Raw genomic sequence first — 17,260 nt, forward strand, 5'->3', positions numbered from 1 at the left:
TTTGTGCCCGGAATCCGGCGTGAGTGAGGTCTCTTTCACGACCTCGCCGTCACCGATGGAGCCCGGGAAGGGTAGCCCACCACCTACCCCGACTCGAAGCTGGTCACCCAAGCCCTAAGATACGTCACCCAACAGGGTTAATACCTCGTGGAGCGCGATCTACACCGTTCAGGTTGTGACGCGGCACCGTGAGCTGGCTCCCCCGCCACTCGCTTGCCGGGCGGGCACCGCCGTGATGCTATCCAGTGGCGGTCGGGTACGCCGTGTTGTCACGCCTGAGCCAGCCATGGCGATGGACATGGTGACGGACACCCTGGGGACAAGTGTTGCGGAGGGACGAGCAGGTGGCGTCGGGTACAGCGGGCCGCACCGGAAGCGGCAGGCAGCGCGCGGGGCGGCCGTACCGGAAACGGAGACAGCTGCCGGCTTTGATTTTCCTCGGAGTGCTCGGTGTGGCGGCGGTGGCCGTGTGGGTGAACGCCCTCGGCTCCTCGCCGGACATCGCCGAAGAGATCGCCTGTGAGCCGAAGCTCGATCCGCCCGCGGAAACGACGTTCACTCGCCTGCCCTACGACACATTGATCGAAACGTCGCCGATTCCCCCGTCACTGGTCGAGGTCACGGTGCTCAACGCGAACGGCACCCGCGGTGACGCCTCGATCGCCACAGAGGAGTTGCGCCGACTCGGCTTCACCCGCGTCCTGGATCCCCGCAACGACGAGGTGTACACGAACGGTGCGGTGGCCGACTGCCACGGGCAGATCCGGTTCGGCCCGGACGGCGAACGCGCCGCCCGCACGGTGCAGTTGATCGACCCGTGTCTCGAACTCGTCCAGGACGACCGCGAGGACGCGTCGGTGGATCTGGCCATCGGCACGCAATTCAACGACTTCCGGATGCCGGACGCGGCTGTGGACATCCTCGACCGACTCAAGTCGTGGGAGTCCGACAACGGTGCCGAGACCGACGAGCAGTCCATCGATGGCGGCGGTCCCGTGATCGACGACGAACTGCTCGCCGAAACGCTGCCCAAGCACTGCTGAGCGCCCCGAAGACCCGAACGCACCCGGGGAACACACCCGGCCGCTGTCCCCACGCGGCCCCAGGTCCCCTCAGGCCCCACCAGGCTCTTGTCAGAGGTTCGGAGGTTCTACCCGGCCTGTCAGGCTCTGTCAGGCTCTGTCAAACATCGGAGATGTCGCACTCCAGCAGTGTGGCGCGCAGTGGTTCGGCGATCGAGGGCGCCACGGCCAGGATGGCGTCCGCGCCCAGCTCCGGATCCTCGCCCGGAAGGGTGACTACGGCTCCCGCCTCCTCGGCTATCAGCGCGCCCGCGGCCCAATCCCAACGTTGCAGCCCGTGCTCGACATAGGCATCGATCCACCCCGCAGCGACGGCGCACAGGTCGAGCGCGGCCGAGCCTTGCCGCCGGATGTCCCGCACCTTGTTCAACACCGCCGCGACGAGTCTCGCCTGACGTGCTCGACGCTCGGAGGTGTAGGCGAATCCGGTCGCCAGCAGCGACACTCCGAGGTCGTCGGGCGCCGAGACCCGCAACGGGCGCCCGTCGAGCCATGCCCCGCGCCCTCGGGTGGCGGTCCACCGTCGTCCGCTGGCGGGCTCGACCACCGCACCGGCCACGGACATCCCGTCGATCTGCGCGGCGACAGAGACGGCGAACCACGGCAGTCCGTACAGGAAGTTGACGGTCCCGTCGATCGGGTCCACCACCCAGGTCACCCCGGTGCCTTCCGGAGAGTGCTCGGCGGTGTGGGTACCCTCCTCCTCGCCGAGCACCGTATCGTGCGGTCTCAACACCGCCAGCCTCTCGCGGACGAGTCGTTCCGAGGCGGTGTCCACCGCTGTCACCACGTCGGTCTCGCTGGACTTGGTGTCGACGTCCACGGACGTTCCCGCCAGCATGGACTCGTAGGCGTCCCGGACCAGATCAGCGGCCTCGACGGCGACCTGCTCGGCGGTCGCGGTCAGGCTCTCGATGTCGGATTCCACAGCTCCCACACCGACTATGGGAGCACACTTGGTTACAGTTTCGCCCAACGACTTCTGAATCGAGAAGGAAGGGGCCTCGCCCATGACGGCGAACCGCGGGTTCGGTATCGACATCGGCGGAAGCGGTATCAAGGGTGCGCTGGTCGACCTGGACAAAGGTGAGCTCATCGGCGACCGCGTCCGCGTCGACACACCCAGGCCCTCGACGCCCGCCGCAGTGGCCGATGTCGTCGGTGAGATCGTGGCCCGTTTCGACTGGGACGGCCCTATCGGCATCACGCTCCCTTCCGTCATCAAGAAGGGCGTCGCCCAGACCGCGGCCAACATCGACCCCAGCTGGATCGGCCTCGACGCGGGGGCACTGTTCGCGGAACGGCTCGGCCGGAACGTCTCCAACGTGGCGATGCTCAACGACGCCGACGCCGCGGGCATGGCCGAGATCCGTTTCGGGGACCCGGCCGCGAAGAAGGGGGTCGTCGCGCTGCTCACGTTCGGCACAGGCATCGGAAGCGCTCTGTTCCAGGACGGGACGCTCATGCCGAACACCGAGTTCGGGCACATCGAGATCGACGGCCACGACGCGGAGAAGAGAGCCGCGGCCTCGGTGAAGGACAACGAGGGCCTCTCGTACCCGGATTGGGCCAAGCGCGTCAATCGTTATCTGACTGTGTTGGAGAACCTCATCTGGCCCGATCTGTTCATCGTCGGCGGCGGGGTGAGCAAGAAGTCACACAAGTGGGTGCCGCTGCTGGACATCCGAACACCGGTCATCACGGCATCCTTGCTGAACAACGCGGGGATCGTGGGCGCGGCGGCCGCCGCGAGGGAGGGTCTTTCGCACTGATCCCCCGCGCCGCCTCCGGCTCCTTCCCCCGCCGCGAACGACGCCGCCGGGAGCCCGAAGAGGGTTCGAAAGATGATCGCCCGCGCGACTCTTTCCGTCGCCGTCGTTACAATGGAACACGGCTCTCGGCTGCGGGAGACAAAACCGCAGGCCGGGGCATGTTCCCCGATCCTGAGGCAGCCGGGACCCCACGTCTCGGTTCGTCGTGACCGACCGCTGCGAAAGGGCGTACGTGGCAGCCGCAAAGACCGCATCCCGAAGCGGGACTAAGACAACGAGCGCCGCTGAACCGACGACTGTCGATGAGGGCACGGCGGCCGTGGACGAAACGGCCACGCCGGAGGCGAAGTCGTCGGGCCGCAAGACGGCCGCGAAGAAGGCTCCCGCGAAGTCCGCGAAGACCACTCGGACGCGAAAGACCACCACGAAGTCGGAGAAGTCCAAGACGACTCGGTCGAAGGCCAAGAGCAAGAAGGCCTCCGAGGCGGACGAGAACCTCGACAGTCCCGAGCTCGAGGACGTCGACCTGTCCGACCTCGACGTCGACGCCGTAGAAGTGGACGTCGTCGACGCCACCGTCACCGAGGACTCCGACGAATCCGACGAGGAGTCCGGATCGCGGAACGACCCGGACTTCGTGTGGGACGAGGAGGAGTCCGAGGCCCTGCGCCAGGCGCGCAAGGACGCCGAGCTCACCGCATCCGCCGACTCGGTACGGGCTTACCTGAAGCAAATCGGTAAGGTCGCCCTGCTCAACGCCGAGGAGGAGGTCGAGCTCGCCAAGCGCATCGAGGCCGGGCTCTACGCCGCCGAGCGACTCCGGGTCGCCGAGGAGGAGGGCGAGAAGCTCTCCACCCAGATGCGCCGTGACCTGAAGTGGATCGTGCGTGACGGTGAGCGGGCCAAGAGCCACCTGCTCGAGGCGAACCTCCGGCTCGTGGTGTCGCTGGCCAAGCGCTACACCGGGCGCGGCATGGCTTTCCTGGACCTTATCCAGGAGGGCAACCTCGGCCTGATCCGTGCGGTGGAGAAGTTCGACTACACCAAGGGCTTTAAGTTTTCCACCTACGCGACCTGGTGGATCCGCCAGGCCATCACCAGGGCCATGGCCGACCAGGCCCGCACCATCCGTATCCCGGTGCACATGGTGGAGGTCATCAACAAGCTCGGCCGTATCCAGCGTGAGCTGCTGCAGGACCTGGGCCGCGAGCCCACGCCGGAAGAGCTCGCCAAGGAGATGGACATCTCTCCGGAGAAGGTCCTGGAGATCCAGCAGTACGCGCGAGAGCCGATCTCGCTGGACCAGACGATCGGCGACGAAGGCGACTCGCAGCTGGGTGACTTCATCGAGGACAGCGAGGCCGTGGTGGCCGTGGACGCCGTGTCGTTCACACTGCTGCAGGACCAGCTGCAATCGGTGCTGCAGACGCTGTCCGAGCGGGAGGCCGGCGTGGTGCGGCTGCGCTTCGGGCTCACCGACGGCCAGCCCCGCACCCTGGACGAGATCGGCCAGGTGTACGGCGTCACGCGGGAACGCATCCGGCAGATCGAGTCCAAGACCATGTCGAAGCTGCGTCACCCGTCCCGCTCGCAGGTCCTGCGGGACTACCTGGACTAAAGGTCGTAGCACCGACTCCACTCGGCGCGTTGGGGCCGGGAGAGACGGCCGGGATCGGCATCCCCGGAGGCTCTCCCGGCCCCAACATGCGTTTGTGGCCCTGTTTCGGCTTACGCCGCTTCCCGATCGGTCGAGCCCGACCGCAATGCCACACCTACCACGACGGCGAGGATGCCGAGAGTCTCACCGAGGGTGGGTACCTGGCGTAGCATCACGAACCCTATGACGGCGGCCGTGACGGGTAGCAGAGCCAACAGCAGCGCGAACCGCGACTGGCCCACCCGGCGTAGAACCACCTGGTCGAGCGCGTAGGGCACGACCGTGGACAGCAGGCCGACACCGACCGCGAACGCGAGTAGGTCCGGCTCTCCCCACACCGAGGTGGTGCCGAGCACAAGAGGTGAGAGCACCACTGTGGCGACGGTGAACCCCACGGCCAGGCTGTCGACGCCGTTGCCCGCGAGAGCGACGCGCTTGCCCAGCACGATGTAGGCCGCCCACGCCACCGCCGCGCCCAGAGCGAACGCCACTCCCGCGGGACTGCCTTCCCATTGCACGTCGGCGATCACCGCGACACCGACGGTGACACTGGCGAGAGCCGCGAGATCTCTCATCCCCCGCGATCCCAACGCTGCCACCAACACGGGGCCGACGAATTCGATCGCCACCGCCGTTCCCAGCGGCAGGCGTGCGATCGCCTCGTAGAACAACACGTTCATCCCGGCCGTCACCATGCCGAAAGCGCCCGCCAGCCACAGCGCGCGGCCCCGCCAGGCCTCCCGCCCGGGTCTGCGCCAGGCCAGCAGGATGAGAGCCGCTCCGAGGCATCGAAGCCATGCCACTCCCGCAGGCGTGGCGACTTCGAACAGCCACACCGCCAGCGCCGCGCCGACGTACATGGAAATTCCGCTGATAACGAACACGACGGGCGCGGGAACGGCATCCATCGTGCTTTTCCTGGTGGAGAGCGTCACGTCTTCCGATAGTGCCTGACCACTGCAAACGGCCCTCGATACGGGCTTTTCAGGCCCCCACACAGGTATCGTTGAATTGCCTGCGACATTCGGGCTAATCAGACGTGACACGGCTCCCACACGACTCGGGAACACTTGCGAGAGCCGAAACGTCTGCAAGAGTGGAGGCAGCGAGCCACCGCGATCGGCGGGGACGCAGACCACGGTGGTCGCGGCTGAACGATGGCATCGGCTGGCGATGCCGGGACGGAGGGAGACTCCAATGACATCGACGACGCTCACCCGCCCCGAACTGACCGCTGCGGACCGTTGTGACCGTTGCGGAGCAGCCGCACAGATGCGCGCCGTTCTCCCGAACGGCGGAGAGCTGTTGTTCTGTGGCCACCACGGCCGCGAGTACGAGGCCAAGCTGAAGGAGCTGGACGCCGACATCCAGCGTTGACGCCGTCATCCAGCCGCAGAGGTGTACGGGGGCGGGGATTCCCAATGAGGGGTCTCCGCCCCCGTTTCGTATGCACGTCCTCCGCATAGCGTGGGCCTCTGCGGCGACTTCCCCGGTGCCCACGCGGAAATTCCCTTTCCATCGACGGAAAGGCGATGAGACCACTGCTGCGGCCGGAACGAAAAAACCCTGTAGACGAGGCCGGACGCGCCGCAAGAGCCTCGCAGCTTGTCTCCTCGGACTCGTGAAAGGCCCGGAAGCCGGAAACGGCGGCTTACCAGGCTTGCCGGGTCTACCAGGAGCGCAGGGTGGCGATGCGCTCCTCCAACTGCTCCACAGTGGCCATCGCCGTCGGCGGCCCGCCACAGACCCGCCGCAACTCGTTGTGAATCACACCGTGCGGTTTGCGCGTGCGGTGGTGGTAGAGACCGACGAGCGTGTTCAGTTCCTTACGCAGCGCCTTGAGTCGTTCGTTCACCGAAGCCGGACGGGGCGTGGGCGCGGGTTGCTGTTCCTCGGTCTTGTCGGCCTTGGGTTTGCGTCGCTTGGCGTCGGCGAGCTGTTCCTCCTGCCGCTTACGCAGCAACGCCCGCACCTGATCGGCATCCAGCAGTCCCGGTAGACCGAGGTATTCCTGTTCCTCCTCGCTACCCGAGAACACGGCCGTACCGAACGAGTTACCGTCGTAGATTACCTGGTCGAGCTCCGCCGAGGCGCCGAGCGAGGTGAACGACTTCTCCTCCTCACCGCGCTCGTCGTCGGTGCGGTTGGCCGCGACGATCAGCTCGTCGTCCCAGCCGTCCTTCTCCCGGTGGGGTTTGCCGAGCACGTGGTCCCGTTCGGCCTCCAGTTCGCTGGCCAGTTCCAGCAGCACCGGGACGCTGGGCAGGAAGACACTCGCCGTCTCCCCGGGCTGCCGGGAACGCACGAATCGGCCGATGGCCTGGGCGAAGAACAACGGGGTCGACGCGCTGGTGGCGTACACGCCGACAGCCAACCTGGGCACGTCGACGCCTTCGGAGACCATGCGGACCGCCACGAGCCAGCGCTGATCGGACTCGGAGAACTCCGCGATGCGTTTGGTCGCCCTCGGATCGTCGGAAAGCACCACCACGGGCTGTTCTCCCGCGATCCTCGCCAGGATCTTCGCGTACGCACGGGCCGATTCCTGGTCGGTGGCGATGACCAATCCGCCCGCGTCGGGCATGCCGCTGGTCCGCAATTGCGTCAACCGCGTGTCAGCCGCCTGGAACACGGCTGGGATCCACTCCCCGCCGGGGTCGAGGGCGGTGCGCCACGCCCTGGCGTTCTGCTCGGCGGTGAGCGGTTCCCCGAGCCGGGCGGTGAACTCGTCACCCGCGCTCGTGCGCCACGACGCCTCGCCCGAGTAGGCCAGGAACACCACGGGCCGCACGACACCGTCGGCCAGCGCGTCCGCGTAGTTGTAGGCATGGTCGGCCTTGCTGCGTAGCGCGCCGTCGGCGTCCGGCTCGTAGGTGACGAAAGGAATCGGCGAGTCGTCGCTGCGGAACGGGGTACCCGTCAACGCCAGCCTGCGGACCGCGGGGGTGAACGCCTCAAAGACGGCGTCACCCCACGATTTGGCGTCGCCCGCGTGATGGATCTCGTCGAGGATGACGAGGGTCTTACGGTTCTCGGTACGCACCCTGTGCAGAGTCGGATGGGCGGCGACCTGGGCATAGGTGACCGCGACACCCTGGTAGTCCGAGGACGTGACTCCGTCGGAGTTACGGAAGTTCGAGTCGATCGCTATACCGGCACGCTCCGCCGATTCCGCCCACTGGTGCTTCAAGTGTTCGGTGGGGGTGACGATGGTGACCGCCTCGACGGTGCGATCGGAAAGCAGTTCGGCAGCCACCCGCAGACCGAATACCGTCTTACCCGCGCCGGGCGTCGCCACGGCGAGGAAATCCTTAGGCTTGCGCGTGAGGTACTTGGTGAGCGCGCGACGCTGCCACGCACGCAGGGGGCGGGCCGTCGCGTCGTGCGCGGGCTCGGGTGCGGAGGTGACACCGCCCCGGACCTTGGCCGTCTCCGACACCGACGCTCCAACTCCTCGACACACGGGACATGCGAAAACCCTCACGACGGTGCTCGGCTGCCGTGCCTGAAGTCAGTGAGGGTGCCCGCGCAAGCTTACCTGGAGCGGCATCGGGGAAACTGAGAAGGACACGCCGTGGGGGTAGGCGGGCCGTTCCGGCCCCGATAGACCATGCTGGGAGCCGCAATGCAGACGCGAAAAAGCGGCACCACCGACGATAAGGGTGAACCCCGACCCGCGCGACCGACCAGACGCAAGGGGCCTTTGCGTCTGCTGGGCCGCACGTTGAGCAAAGCGTGGGAAGGCAACATCTTCTCCGAGTCGGCCGAGGCCGCGTTCTGGCAGACGCTGTCGTTACCGCCGTTGCTGCTCGGCCTGCTGGGCAGTCTCGGATTCGTCGGCAACTGGTTCGGCGACAACATCGTCCGCCAGGTGCACGACAAGATCATCGCTTTCTCGGACACGATCTTCAGTGACAGCGTGGTCACGCAGATCATCGAGCCGACGGTCGACGACATACTGACCACGGGCAAAGGCGAGATCGTATCCGTGGGTTTCCTCATCTCGTTGTGGGCGGGTTCGTCGGCGATGTCGTCGTTCGTGGACGCCATCACCGTGGCCCACGACCAGTACGGCGTGCGCAACGAAGTCTGGCAACGCATCTTCGCGCTGCTGCTGTACCTGGGCAGCCTGGTGTTGCTGGTGATCGGGCTGCCCATCATCGCCATCGGGCCGGATCTGCTGCCGGAGTTCTTCCCGGCTGACTGGCAACCCACCATCGCGTCGTGGCTGAGCGTGCTCTACTACCCCACCGTGGCGGTGCTGCTGGTGCTCGCGTTGGCCACGTTGTACAAGCTCGCGCTACCGCGCAAACTGCCCTGGCATCGAGGACTTCCGGGCGCCGTTCTGGCGATGGTGATCTTCCTGCTGTCCAGTGTCGGCCTGCGCTTCTACATCAGCTGGATCACCACGACCGGCTACACCTACGGGGCGTTGGCGACACCGATCGCGTTTTTGCTGTTCACGTTCTTCATCGGCCTGGCCATCGTGGCGGGCGCCTACTTCAACAGCGCCATCCAGGAGCTTTGGCCGGCGAAGATGACCCGCAGGCAGCGTCGCAAGTGGCGCAGGCTGGAAATGGAACGGCTCAAAGAACGCATACAGAACGAGGAGGCGGCCAAGGGCACCCTGTGGCACCGCACCACCCAACCGCTGCGCAGGCCGCGCCGGGGTGAGGAATCCACACCCCACGGGGAAGGCGAAGACGGTGAGGACACCGGGGAGAACGAGGGCCACGAGGACACGAGCACGCGGCCCCTTCCCCGACCGTCGCCGCGGACCACGGAACTGCCGACGGCCCGCGGCGAGGCGACGAACCAGGCGAACCGGGCCGATCCCGACTGACCGGCCTCGATGGGAAGGTCAGTCCTCGCCGCCGGGAGGCAGATTCTCGTAGACGCGCTTGCACTCCGGGCAGACGGGCGAGCCCGGCTTCGGCGACTTCGTCACCGGGAAGACCTCCCCGCAGAGCGCCACCACGTGCGTGCCCATGACCGCGCTCTCGGCGATCTTGTTCTTGCGCACGTAGTGGAACATCTTCGGAGAGTCGTCGTCCGTGGTGTCGGTGCTCTCCGGCCTGGTCTCGACTTCAGGAAGCGTCATCGTACTCACACTTCCATGATGCCTCACTTCCACGATGCCCCATGAAGTCCTGCCGACCCGATGGGCGAGGATGCATGCCCGTGAACACACAGCCCGACACCCCGCTGTCGTTGTCCCCCGAGGTCGCCGACGCCGTCACCACCCACGCGCCGGTCGTCGCCCTCGAAAGCACCCTGCTGTCCCACGGCCTGCCACCCGGACGCAACCTGGAGGTCGCTCACCGACTCGAAGGCGTCGTGCGGGACGCGGGTGCGGTGCCCGCCACGATCGCCGTTCTGGACGGCATTCCCCGGATAGGACTCACCGAAGTCGAACTCGAGCGTGTCTGTGCCGCGGACTCGGAGCTCGACAAGCTGTCGCTGCGCGATCTCGGCCCCAGTGTGGCGCTGGGCCGCTCGGGGGCCACCACCGTGGCGAGCACGGCGACGCTGGCCGCCGCGGCGGGCATTTCGGTGTTCGCCACCGGCGGGCTCGGCGGTGTGCACCATCCGACGCCGGGCACGAGCGTGACCTGGGACGTCTCCGCCGACCTCGGCACCCTGGCGAACACGGCCATCCTGGTGGTGTGTTCGGGGATGAAGTCGATCCTCGACATCGCCGCCACCCTGGAAGTGCTGGAGACGCATTCGGTTCCCGTGCTGGGTTACCGCACCGACGACTTCCCCGCTTTCTACCTGCGTTCGTCCGGTCACCCGGTCCCGCATCGGGTGGACGACCCCGCGCAGGCGGCGGCCGTCCTGGCCGCGCACCGGAGGTTCTCCACTTCCGGCATGGTCCTGGCCAACCCCGTGCCCGTCGAACACGAACTCGACCGCGAGATGCACGATCGACTGTTGGCCGAGGGACTGGAGCTGGTGCGGGACCGCGGTATCACCGGAGCCGACGTCACGCCGATGCTGCTGGAGCATTTCCACACCGCGAGCGGTGGTGCCAGTCTCGACGCCAACGAGGCACTCGTACTGTCCAATGCCGGCCTCGCCGCGCGCGTCGCCGCGGAGCTGGCGCGATGAGGGTCGTGGTCGTCGGAGATGTCGGCCTGGACATCGTGGCCCGGCACGAGAACCCCATCGTCCACGGCGGTGACACCCGCGCGGCCGTCGCTGTCACGGGTGGCGGCGCCGGAGCCAACACGGCGCTGTGGTTGCGAGATCAGGGCGCCGACCCCACGCTGGTCGCTCGCGTGGGCGACGACGCGGGTGGTCGCCTGCTCCGTAGCGAGCTGGAAGCGGCCGGGGTGCACTGCGAGTTCGCCGTGGACCCCGACACGGCCACGTGCTGTGTGGTAGTGCTCGTCGACGCGGAGGGACAGCGCACCATGCTCCCCGACCGGGGGGCCAACAAGCGGTTCCGTCCCGACGACATCCCCGCAACCGCGTTGGAGGGAGCCGACCACCTTCACCTGTCCGGCTATGTGCTGTTGGATCCGTCCTCACGCGCCGGCGGTCTGGAGGCGCTGACCGAGGCCAAGCGAAGGGGCCTGACGACATCGGTCGACCCTCAAGCTGCCGCACTGCTGACCGATCCCCAGGCCTTCCTCGCGGACGTACAGGGCGTGGACCTGCTGTTGCCCAACGCGGACGAGCTGCGGGCGCTCACGGGCTCTCAAGCCCCCGAGGCGGCGAGACGGCTGCTCGACTCGGTGGGCGCGGTAGCGGTCACGTTCGGGCTGGAGGGCGCCGCTTGGGTCGACGACGACGGCATCGTGACCGCGCCGGCGGAGCCCGTGCAGTGTGTGGACAGCACCGGCGCCGGCGACGCGTTCGATGCGGGCGTCATCATCGCCTGGCTACAGGGCGAATCGCCGAGAGCCGCGCTGGCCCACGGCGCGGCACTCGGTGCCAGAGCCGTCAGCCGCGTAGGCGCTCAACCGTGACGATGTGGGGAAAATCGACGACCCGGAAACGTTCGATCAGGATTCGGGTGCGTCGATGACGCGGTGCTTGTTGCTCTCGATCGCGCGGGCCGAGCGTCGGTACCTGTGGACGCGCTCGGCCTTGCGAGGCGGGCGGTCGTTGGCGATCAGTACCGCGACCCACGACAGCGGGAGCGACAGCACCACCAACCCCAGCGCCAACCACCACGTCTGGTAGAAGACCCCTGCCAGTACCAGGCAGGGCAGTCGCATGGCCATCATGATGAGGTATTTGCGCTTGCGCGCCGCGTGTTCATCCTCGTAGGAGGGCGCTGCCTCGGTGATCAGCACCGGTTCGGCGTGCTTGTCGTGCTCGTTCACCGCCTCACCTCCACTCCCCATGCTCTCACCGGAGGAGTTCGCCCAACACACCAGGAGGGCAACTTTTTGGGCCCGCGTGGGCTCCCGGCGCCACGCGGTGCGGCTGGCGTGCGACGATGACGAACCGTGAACGATGCTCTGCCCGAGTTCTCCACCGAGGTCTGTTCCCGTCTTCGGGAGGCGTTCCGCAACGCCCGCTACGACACCGACGGTGTAGTCGATCTTCTGGGCCCACAGGCCCATGCCGCGCTCGGCCGAGGTGAGCCGGAACCCGCCCGCCGGGCCAGTCTGGACGCCGGGGCCCTGGGCGTACTGGTGCGGCTCTTCCTGCTCGGAGAGACCGAGCCTCGCGACGCCGTGGCCGCCGCGTTGGCTCCGTTGTCGCTCGACGCCGCGCTCGATGTCGGCATCGTGCGCGGCGCGGACGGCTCCGGTCTGCGCGCGGGTTTCGACATCCGTCCACACGGTGACGAGAACGACAGCTGGTGGGTGGTATCGGACCTCGATCCCGAGCAGGCGGGCAGGCCCGCGGCATCCGATCACGTGCTCGGGGTCGGGCATGCGTCGCTCAGCCTCGTGCGCGCCACGAGCCGACGTCCCGTGGAAAGCGTGCTCGACCTCGGCACCGGCAACGGAGTCCAGGCGTTGCACGCGAGCAAGTACGCGCAGCGGGTCACCGCGACCGATACGTCCGCGAGGGCGCTGCGGTTGGCGCAGGCGACGTTCGCGTTGAACGAGCTCGACGTCGAACTGCTTCAGGGCGACTGGTTCGCGCCCGTGGCACGGCGGCGGTTCGACCGCATCGTGTGCAATCCGCCGTTCGTGGTCGGCCCGCCGAGGGTCGACTACGTCTATCGCGATTCGGGCCTCGCGGGTGACGACGCCAGCGCCCTGCTGGTGCGGCAGCTCCCGGGGTTCCTCACCGAGAACGGCACGGGACACCTGCTGGCCTCGTGGCTGCATGTGCGCGACGAGGACTGGACGGATCGAGTGACCCGTTGGCTGCCGCCCCACACCGACGCCTGGTTCGTCCAACGCGACATCGCCGACCCCGCGCTGTACGTGGGAACGTGGCTACGGGACGCCGGTATCGAACCCCGCTCCGAGGAGGGGCGGGCGAAGGCGGGCGCGTGGCTGGACTGGTTCGCCGAGAACGACGTGGAGGGTGTCGGTTTCGGGTTCGTCACTTTGCGACGCGCTGAGAACGCCGCCTCGCCCACCATCGTGTGCGAGGACCTGCGGCACGCCTACGACGATCCGCTCGGCGAGGAGGCGGCGGCCTGGCTCGATCGCGTGGACTGGCTGCGAGCCCACGACCACGACCTGCTCGACGTCGTCTACCGCGTGCCCGACACCGTCGCGTTGGAACGCATCGACGCGCCTACCGAGGACGGGTGGTCTACGACGGTACGCAGGCTGCACCGTGGAGACGGCCCCGGTTGGCAACACGAACTCGACGAACTCACCACCGCCCTGCTCGCGGGCTGTCGCGGCGTGCTGTCGATGAACGACCTACTGGAATTGTTGGCCGCGGCGCACGGCGAGGACACGGACACCCTGCGTACGGCCGCTCGACCGCTCGTCGCGGAACTGGTGAGGCACGGAATGTTGGAGGCGAGCCGATGAGGGCCGTGGTCGCCCGGGTCACCGAGGCCTCGGTCACCGTGGACGACGAGGTCGTGGGTGCCATCACCGAGGCCGGGTTGCTCGTGCTGTTGGGTGTGCACGTCGACGACACTCCCGACAAAGCGGAGACAATGGCCCGCAAATTGCACGAATTGCGCATTCTCCAGGACGAACAGTCGTGCGCCATCACGGGAGCGCCACTGCTCGTGGTCAGTCAGTTCACGCTCTACGGCGATACCCGCAAGGGCCGGCGCCCCTCATGGACGGCGGCAGCGCGCCCCGAGCAGGCCGAGCCCCTCGTCGACGCCGTCGTGCAGAGGTTGCGCGATCGTGGCGCCCGAGTGGAGACCGGACGCTTCGGCGCGATGATGTCGGTACACAGCGTCAACGACGGCCCTTTCACCGTCCTGGTGGAGGTCTGACACCACCCAAAGAGGTCTGGACCACCTTCGTTGCCGCTTCCCCGAAACGGCAGACCGTCCTTTCCGTTCACGCCGCACCGTGCTCTCCGGATGCCTCAGCGTGAGGCAGTCAACACAGCATGGCGCTCGGGAACGATTTGGCGCATCCCGACGTTGACTTGAATGTCCAGCCGGGGAGCTGGGCACGCGAGGCGGGTTCCACAGGCTCGCCACGCGGCGCAGAAGCAGGCGTGAGCGAAGCACGACACGTCAGCCCGTTGACCGGGGAGGCAATATGTCCGTCCAGACACTCGAACGTGAGGCTCGCGGCATTCGCGAACGGGACATTCCCGTGCCCACCGACGAGGTGATGCCTGCGCCCGCCGAGGAAGCCGACCTCGACGCGCAGGGGCCTGCCGCTGACCTAGTGCGTGTGTATCTCAACGGTATCGGCAAAACGGCACTGCTGACCGCAGAGGAGGAGGTCGACCTCGCCAAGCGTATCGAGGCGGGCGTGTTCGCGAAGCACATGCTGGACACCTCCGGCGACCTCTCCCGGGAACGCAGGGCGGAGCTGTCCGAGGTCGTGCGCGACGGGGAGAACGCCAAGGACCACCTGCTGCAGGCGAACCTCCGGCTCGTGGTCTCATTGGCCAAGCGCTACACGGGGCGCGGCATGCCACTGCTGGACCTCATCCAGGAGGGCAACCTCGGCCTGATCCGCGCGGTGGAGAAGTTCGACTACACCAAGGGCTTTAAGTTCTCCACCTACGCGACCTGGTGGATCCGCCAGGCCATCACACGCGGCATGGCCGATCAGGGCCGCACCATCCGCCTGCCGGTCCACCTCGTGGAGCAGGTCAACAAGCTCGCCCGCATCAAGCGCGACCTGCACCAGAAGCTCGGCAGGGAGGCCACCCACGAGGAGCTGGCCGCCGAGTCCGGTATCGCGGAGAACAAGGTGGCGGATCTGCTCGATCACGCACGCGATCCCGTAAGCCTCGACATGCCCGTCGGCACGGAAGAGGACGCGCCGTTGGGCGACTTCATCGAGGACTCCGAGGCCATCGACGCCGAGAACTCGGTGATCACGACACTGTTGCAGGACGACCTGCGGCGTGTGTTGGCCACGCTCGACGACCGGGAACAGCGCGTGATCCGGCTGCGCTACGGCCTCGACGACGGCCAGCCCCGCACGCTCGACCAGATCGGCAAGCACTTCAGCCTGTCCCGGGAACGGGTGCGGCAGATCGAACGCGAGGTCATGGCCAAGCTCCGCCACGGCGAGCGCGCCGATCGTCTCCGCGCCTACGCGAGCTGATCCGCAGCGACACCCCGAGTAACACCTACGGCGGGCACCACAATCACCCGGATGCCCTGTTGACCAGGGGCCCGGTTCACGAGACGGTCGAGGGCGCGCTCACAGGGCGGCTTCGGCCGTTTTCGGCAGTGTTGGTCTACGCGACCGGTATTCCCGGTCGCCTGCCGCGGAAGGTCGGACTTGTCGGGGTGGGTCCGGCCTTCCGACTGCGCGCATAAGCCCGTCGTCACAGAGCTGCCAGCAGGTGTTCTGCAGGTGATCTGCATCGCGACCCGGCGTGGTCCGGTGTTCTCGGCTCCGTCCGCGCGATACGGTCAAGACCCCCGAGACCCATGTGCAACGGAGCCCGAGCTGTGACTGTGACCACTCCCGGGTCGGGGTCCTCCCCCGGCCGCACCACACCCGAGTTCAACTACACAGACGTCCTCCCGCTGGGCCAGGACACCACCGAGTACCGGCTCGTGACAGCCGAAGGGGTGCGTGTCGTGGAGGCCGCGGGTCGCCGGTTCCTGGAGATCGAGCCGGAGACGCTGACACTGCTGGCGCGCACGGCCATCAACGACATCCAGCATCTGCTGCGCTCGTCGCATCTGGCGCAGTTGCGCGCGATCGTCGACGACCCCGAGGCCAGCGGAAACGACCGGTTCGTGGCCATGGACCTGCTGCGCAACGCCGCCATTTCGGCGGGCGGGGTGCTGCCCATGTGCCAGGACACGGGCACGGCCATCGTCATCGGTAAGCGCACGGAAGGCGTGCTCACCGGTGGGGACGACGAGCGGGCCCTGTCGAAGGGCATCTTCGACGCCTACCAAGAGCTGAATCTGCGGTACTCGCAGATGGCGCCGCTGAACTTCTGGGAGGAGCGCAACACCGGCACCAACCTGCCCGCCCAGATCGAGCTGTTCCACAAGGACGAGGCCGGGGGCGACCAGGACCCCAGCTACGAGTTCCTGTTCATGGCCAAGGGTGGCGGCAGCGCCAACAAGACGTTCCTGTATCAGGAGACGAAGGCCGTGTTGAACCCGAAGCGGCTCGCACGGTTTTTGGACGAGAAGCTGCGCAGCCTCGGCACCGCGGCGTGTCCGCCCTACCACCTCGCGATCGTGGTCGGAGGCATGTCCGCCGAGTACAACCTGAAGGTGGCCAAGCTCGCCTCCGCACGTTACCTGGACGAGTTGCCCCAGGAAGGTTCCGAGCTCGGCCACGGCTTCCGAGACGTCGAGCTGGAGCAGCAGGTGCTGGAGATGACCCGCCAGTTCGGCATCGGCGCCCAGTTCGGCGGCAAGTACTTCTGCCATGACGTCCGGGTGATCCGGCTGCCCCGCCACGGGGCGTCCTGCCCCGTCGGTATCGCGGTGTCCTGCTCGGCCGACCGCCAGGCCAAGGCCAAGATCACTCCGGAAGGCGTGTTCCTGGAGCAGCTCGAAAGGGACCCGGCACGGTTCCTGCCCGACGTGACCGCCGACGAGCTGTCGGACGAGGTCGTCGAGGTGGACCTGACCAGGCCGATGTCCGAGATCCGGCAGCAGTTGTCGAGCCTGCCGGTGAAGACGCGCCTGAGCCTGACCGGTCCGTTGGTGGTCGCCCGCGACATCGCCCACGCCAAGATCGCCGAGCGGCTGGAGGCGGGCGAGCCGATGCCGCAGTACCTGCAGGACCACCCGGTGTACTACGCGGGGCCAGCGAAGACTCCCGACGGCTACGCGTCCGGTTCGTTCGGACCGACGACGGCGGGCCGAATGGACTCCTATGTCGAGCAGTTCCAGGCCGCCGGTGGTTCGCTGGTGATGTTGGCCAAGGGCAACCGGTCGAAGCAGGTGACCGAGTCGTGCCGGAAGCACGGCGGCTTCTACCTCGGCTCGATCGGTGGCCCCGCCGCGCGGCTGGCACAGGATTGTATCAAGAAGGTGGAGGTCCTGGAGTACCCAGAGCTGGGCATGGAAGCCGTGTGGCGGATCGAGGTCGAGAACTTCCCCGCGTTCATCGTGATCGACGACAAGGGCAACGACTTCTTCGCCGACACGTCCGAACCGGTGTTGCAGATCTCGTTCCGCTCATAACCGGACA

General features: G+C 67.3%; 16 protein-coding genes. 11 read left to right on the forward strand and 5 right to left on the reverse strand.

The genetic code is table 11. The features are described from left to right. Positions 1-323: 323 nt before the first annotated feature. Entirely contained in the window at positions 324-1,043 is a 720-nt protein-coding gene (gene cei, locus M7H19_RS05310; protein ID WP_298177738.1) for an envelope integrity protein Cei, read from the forward strand. A 139-nt stretch (positions 1,044-1,182) separates the two neighbouring features. Here cei and M7H19_RS05315 read toward each other — a convergent pair whose 3' ends face one another. Beyond that, entirely contained in the window at positions 1,183-2,010 is an 828-nt protein-coding gene (locus M7H19_RS05315) for an inositol monophosphatase family protein (RefSeq protein ID WP_298178023.1), read from the reverse strand. 82 nt (positions 2,011-2,092) lie between these two features. On the opposite strand from M7H19_RS05315, the gene ppgK reads away from it, so the two are divergent. Both ppgK and M7H19_RS05325 read left to right on the forward strand, forming a co-directional pair. Continuing rightward, positions 2,093-2,854 (forward strand): polyphosphate--glucose phosphotransferase, encoded by a 762-nt coding sequence (gene ppgK, locus M7H19_RS05320; protein WP_298177739.1) that lies wholly within the window; start codon positions 2,093-2,095, stop codon positions 2,852-2,854. A 232-nt stretch (positions 2,855-3,086) separates the two neighbouring features. Further along, positions 3,087-4,472, forward strand: a complete 1,386-nt coding sequence (locus tag M7H19_RS05325) for an RNA polymerase sigma factor (RefSeq protein ID WP_298177741.1) — start codon at positions 3,087-3,089, stop codon at positions 4,470-4,472. 110 nt (positions 4,473-4,582) lie between these two features. On the opposite strand, the gene M7H19_RS05330 is transcribed toward M7H19_RS05325, so the two are convergent. Beyond that, positions 4,583-5,446: an EamA family transporter gene (locus tag M7H19_RS05330; RefSeq protein WP_298177743.1), complete on the reverse strand. Its 864-nt coding sequence runs from the start codon at positions 5,444-5,446 to the stop codon at positions 4,583-4,585. Positions 5,447-5,708: 262 nt separating this feature from the next. On the opposite strand from M7H19_RS05330, the gene M7H19_RS05335 reads away from it, so the two are divergent. After that, positions 5,709-5,888, forward strand: coding sequence for a hypothetical protein (locus M7H19_RS05335; protein WP_298177745.1), 180 nt, complete (start codon positions 5,709-5,711; stop codon positions 5,886-5,888). A gap of 292 nt (positions 5,889-6,180) precedes the next feature. Here M7H19_RS05335 and M7H19_RS05340 read toward each other — a convergent pair whose 3' ends face one another. After that, a complete protein-coding gene (locus tag M7H19_RS05340; protein ID WP_298177749.1) occupies positions 6,181-7,950 on the reverse strand; it encodes a DEAD/DEAH box helicase in 1,770 nt (589 codons plus the stop codon). Between the two features lie 186 nt (positions 7,951-8,136). Here M7H19_RS05340 and M7H19_RS05345 point away from each other — a divergent pair, with 186 nt between their 5' ends. Next, positions 8,137-9,354: a YihY/virulence factor BrkB family protein gene (locus tag M7H19_RS05345; RefSeq protein ID WP_298177751.1), complete on the forward strand. Its 1,218-nt coding sequence runs from the start codon at positions 8,137-8,139 to the stop codon at positions 9,352-9,354. An 18-nt stretch (positions 9,355-9,372) separates the two neighbouring features. Here the strand turns inward: M7H19_RS05345 and M7H19_RS05350 are convergent, their stop codons facing one another. Next, a complete protein-coding gene (locus M7H19_RS05350; RefSeq protein ID WP_298177754.1) occupies positions 9,373-9,621 on the reverse strand; it encodes a DUF3039 domain-containing protein in 249 nt (82 codons plus the stop codon). A 65-nt stretch (positions 9,622-9,686) separates the two neighbouring features. On the opposite strand from M7H19_RS05350, the gene M7H19_RS05355 reads away from it, so the two are divergent. Together M7H19_RS05355 and M7H19_RS05360 are read left to right on the forward strand one after the other, a co-directional pair. Next, complete coding sequence (locus M7H19_RS05355) at positions 9,687-10,622, forward strand: pseudouridine-5'-phosphate glycosidase (protein ID WP_298177756.1); 936 nt, start codon at positions 9,687-9,689, stop codon at positions 10,620-10,622. Further along, the gene (locus M7H19_RS05360; protein WP_298177758.1) at positions 10,619-11,485 is read left to right on the forward strand and encodes a sugar kinase; all 867 of its coding nucleotides are present in this window, start codon (positions 10,619-10,621) and stop codon (positions 11,483-11,485) included. Before M7H19_RS05355 ends, M7H19_RS05360 begins: the two co-directional genes overlap by 4 nt. A gap of 36 nt (positions 11,486-11,521) precedes the next feature. Here the strand turns inward: M7H19_RS05360 and M7H19_RS05365 are convergent, their stop codons facing one another. Then, on the reverse strand, positions 11,522-11,866 hold the full coding sequence (locus M7H19_RS05365; protein WP_298177761.1) for a DUF3099 domain-containing protein: 345 nt from the start codon (positions 11,864-11,866) through the stop codon (positions 11,522-11,524). A gap of 105 nt (positions 11,867-11,971) precedes the next feature. Here M7H19_RS05365 and M7H19_RS05370 point away from each other — a divergent pair, with 105 nt between their 5' ends. The 4 genes from M7H19_RS05370 (at position 11,972) to M7H19_RS05385 (ending at position 17,253) form a co-directional block, all read left to right on the forward strand. Next, positions 11,972-13,471: a class I SAM-dependent methyltransferase gene (locus tag M7H19_RS05370; protein ID WP_298177763.1), complete on the forward strand. Its 1,500-nt coding sequence runs from the start codon at positions 11,972-11,974 to the stop codon at positions 13,469-13,471. Further along, a complete protein-coding gene (gene dtd, locus M7H19_RS05375) occupies positions 13,468-13,893 on the forward strand; it encodes a D-aminoacyl-tRNA deacylase (protein WP_298177765.1) in 426 nt (141 codons plus the stop codon). Before M7H19_RS05370 ends, dtd begins: the two co-directional genes overlap by 4 nt. A 274-nt stretch (positions 13,894-14,167) precedes the next feature. Continuing rightward, entirely contained in the window at positions 14,168-15,193 is a 1,026-nt protein-coding gene (locus tag M7H19_RS05380; protein WP_298177767.1) for a sigma-70 family RNA polymerase sigma factor, read from the forward strand. A gap of 353 nt (positions 15,194-15,546) precedes the next feature. Continuing rightward, on the forward strand, positions 15,547-17,253 hold the full coding sequence (locus M7H19_RS05385; protein ID WP_298177769.1) for a fumarate hydratase: 1,707 nt from the start codon (positions 15,547-15,549) through the stop codon (positions 17,251-17,253). The last annotated feature ends 7 nt before the right edge of the window (positions 17,254-17,260 follow it).

It is taken from the genome of Saccharomonospora sp., assembly GCF_027317685.1.
Lineage (GTDB): Bacteria > Actinomycetota > Actinomycetes > Mycobacteriales > Pseudonocardiaceae > Saccharomonospora.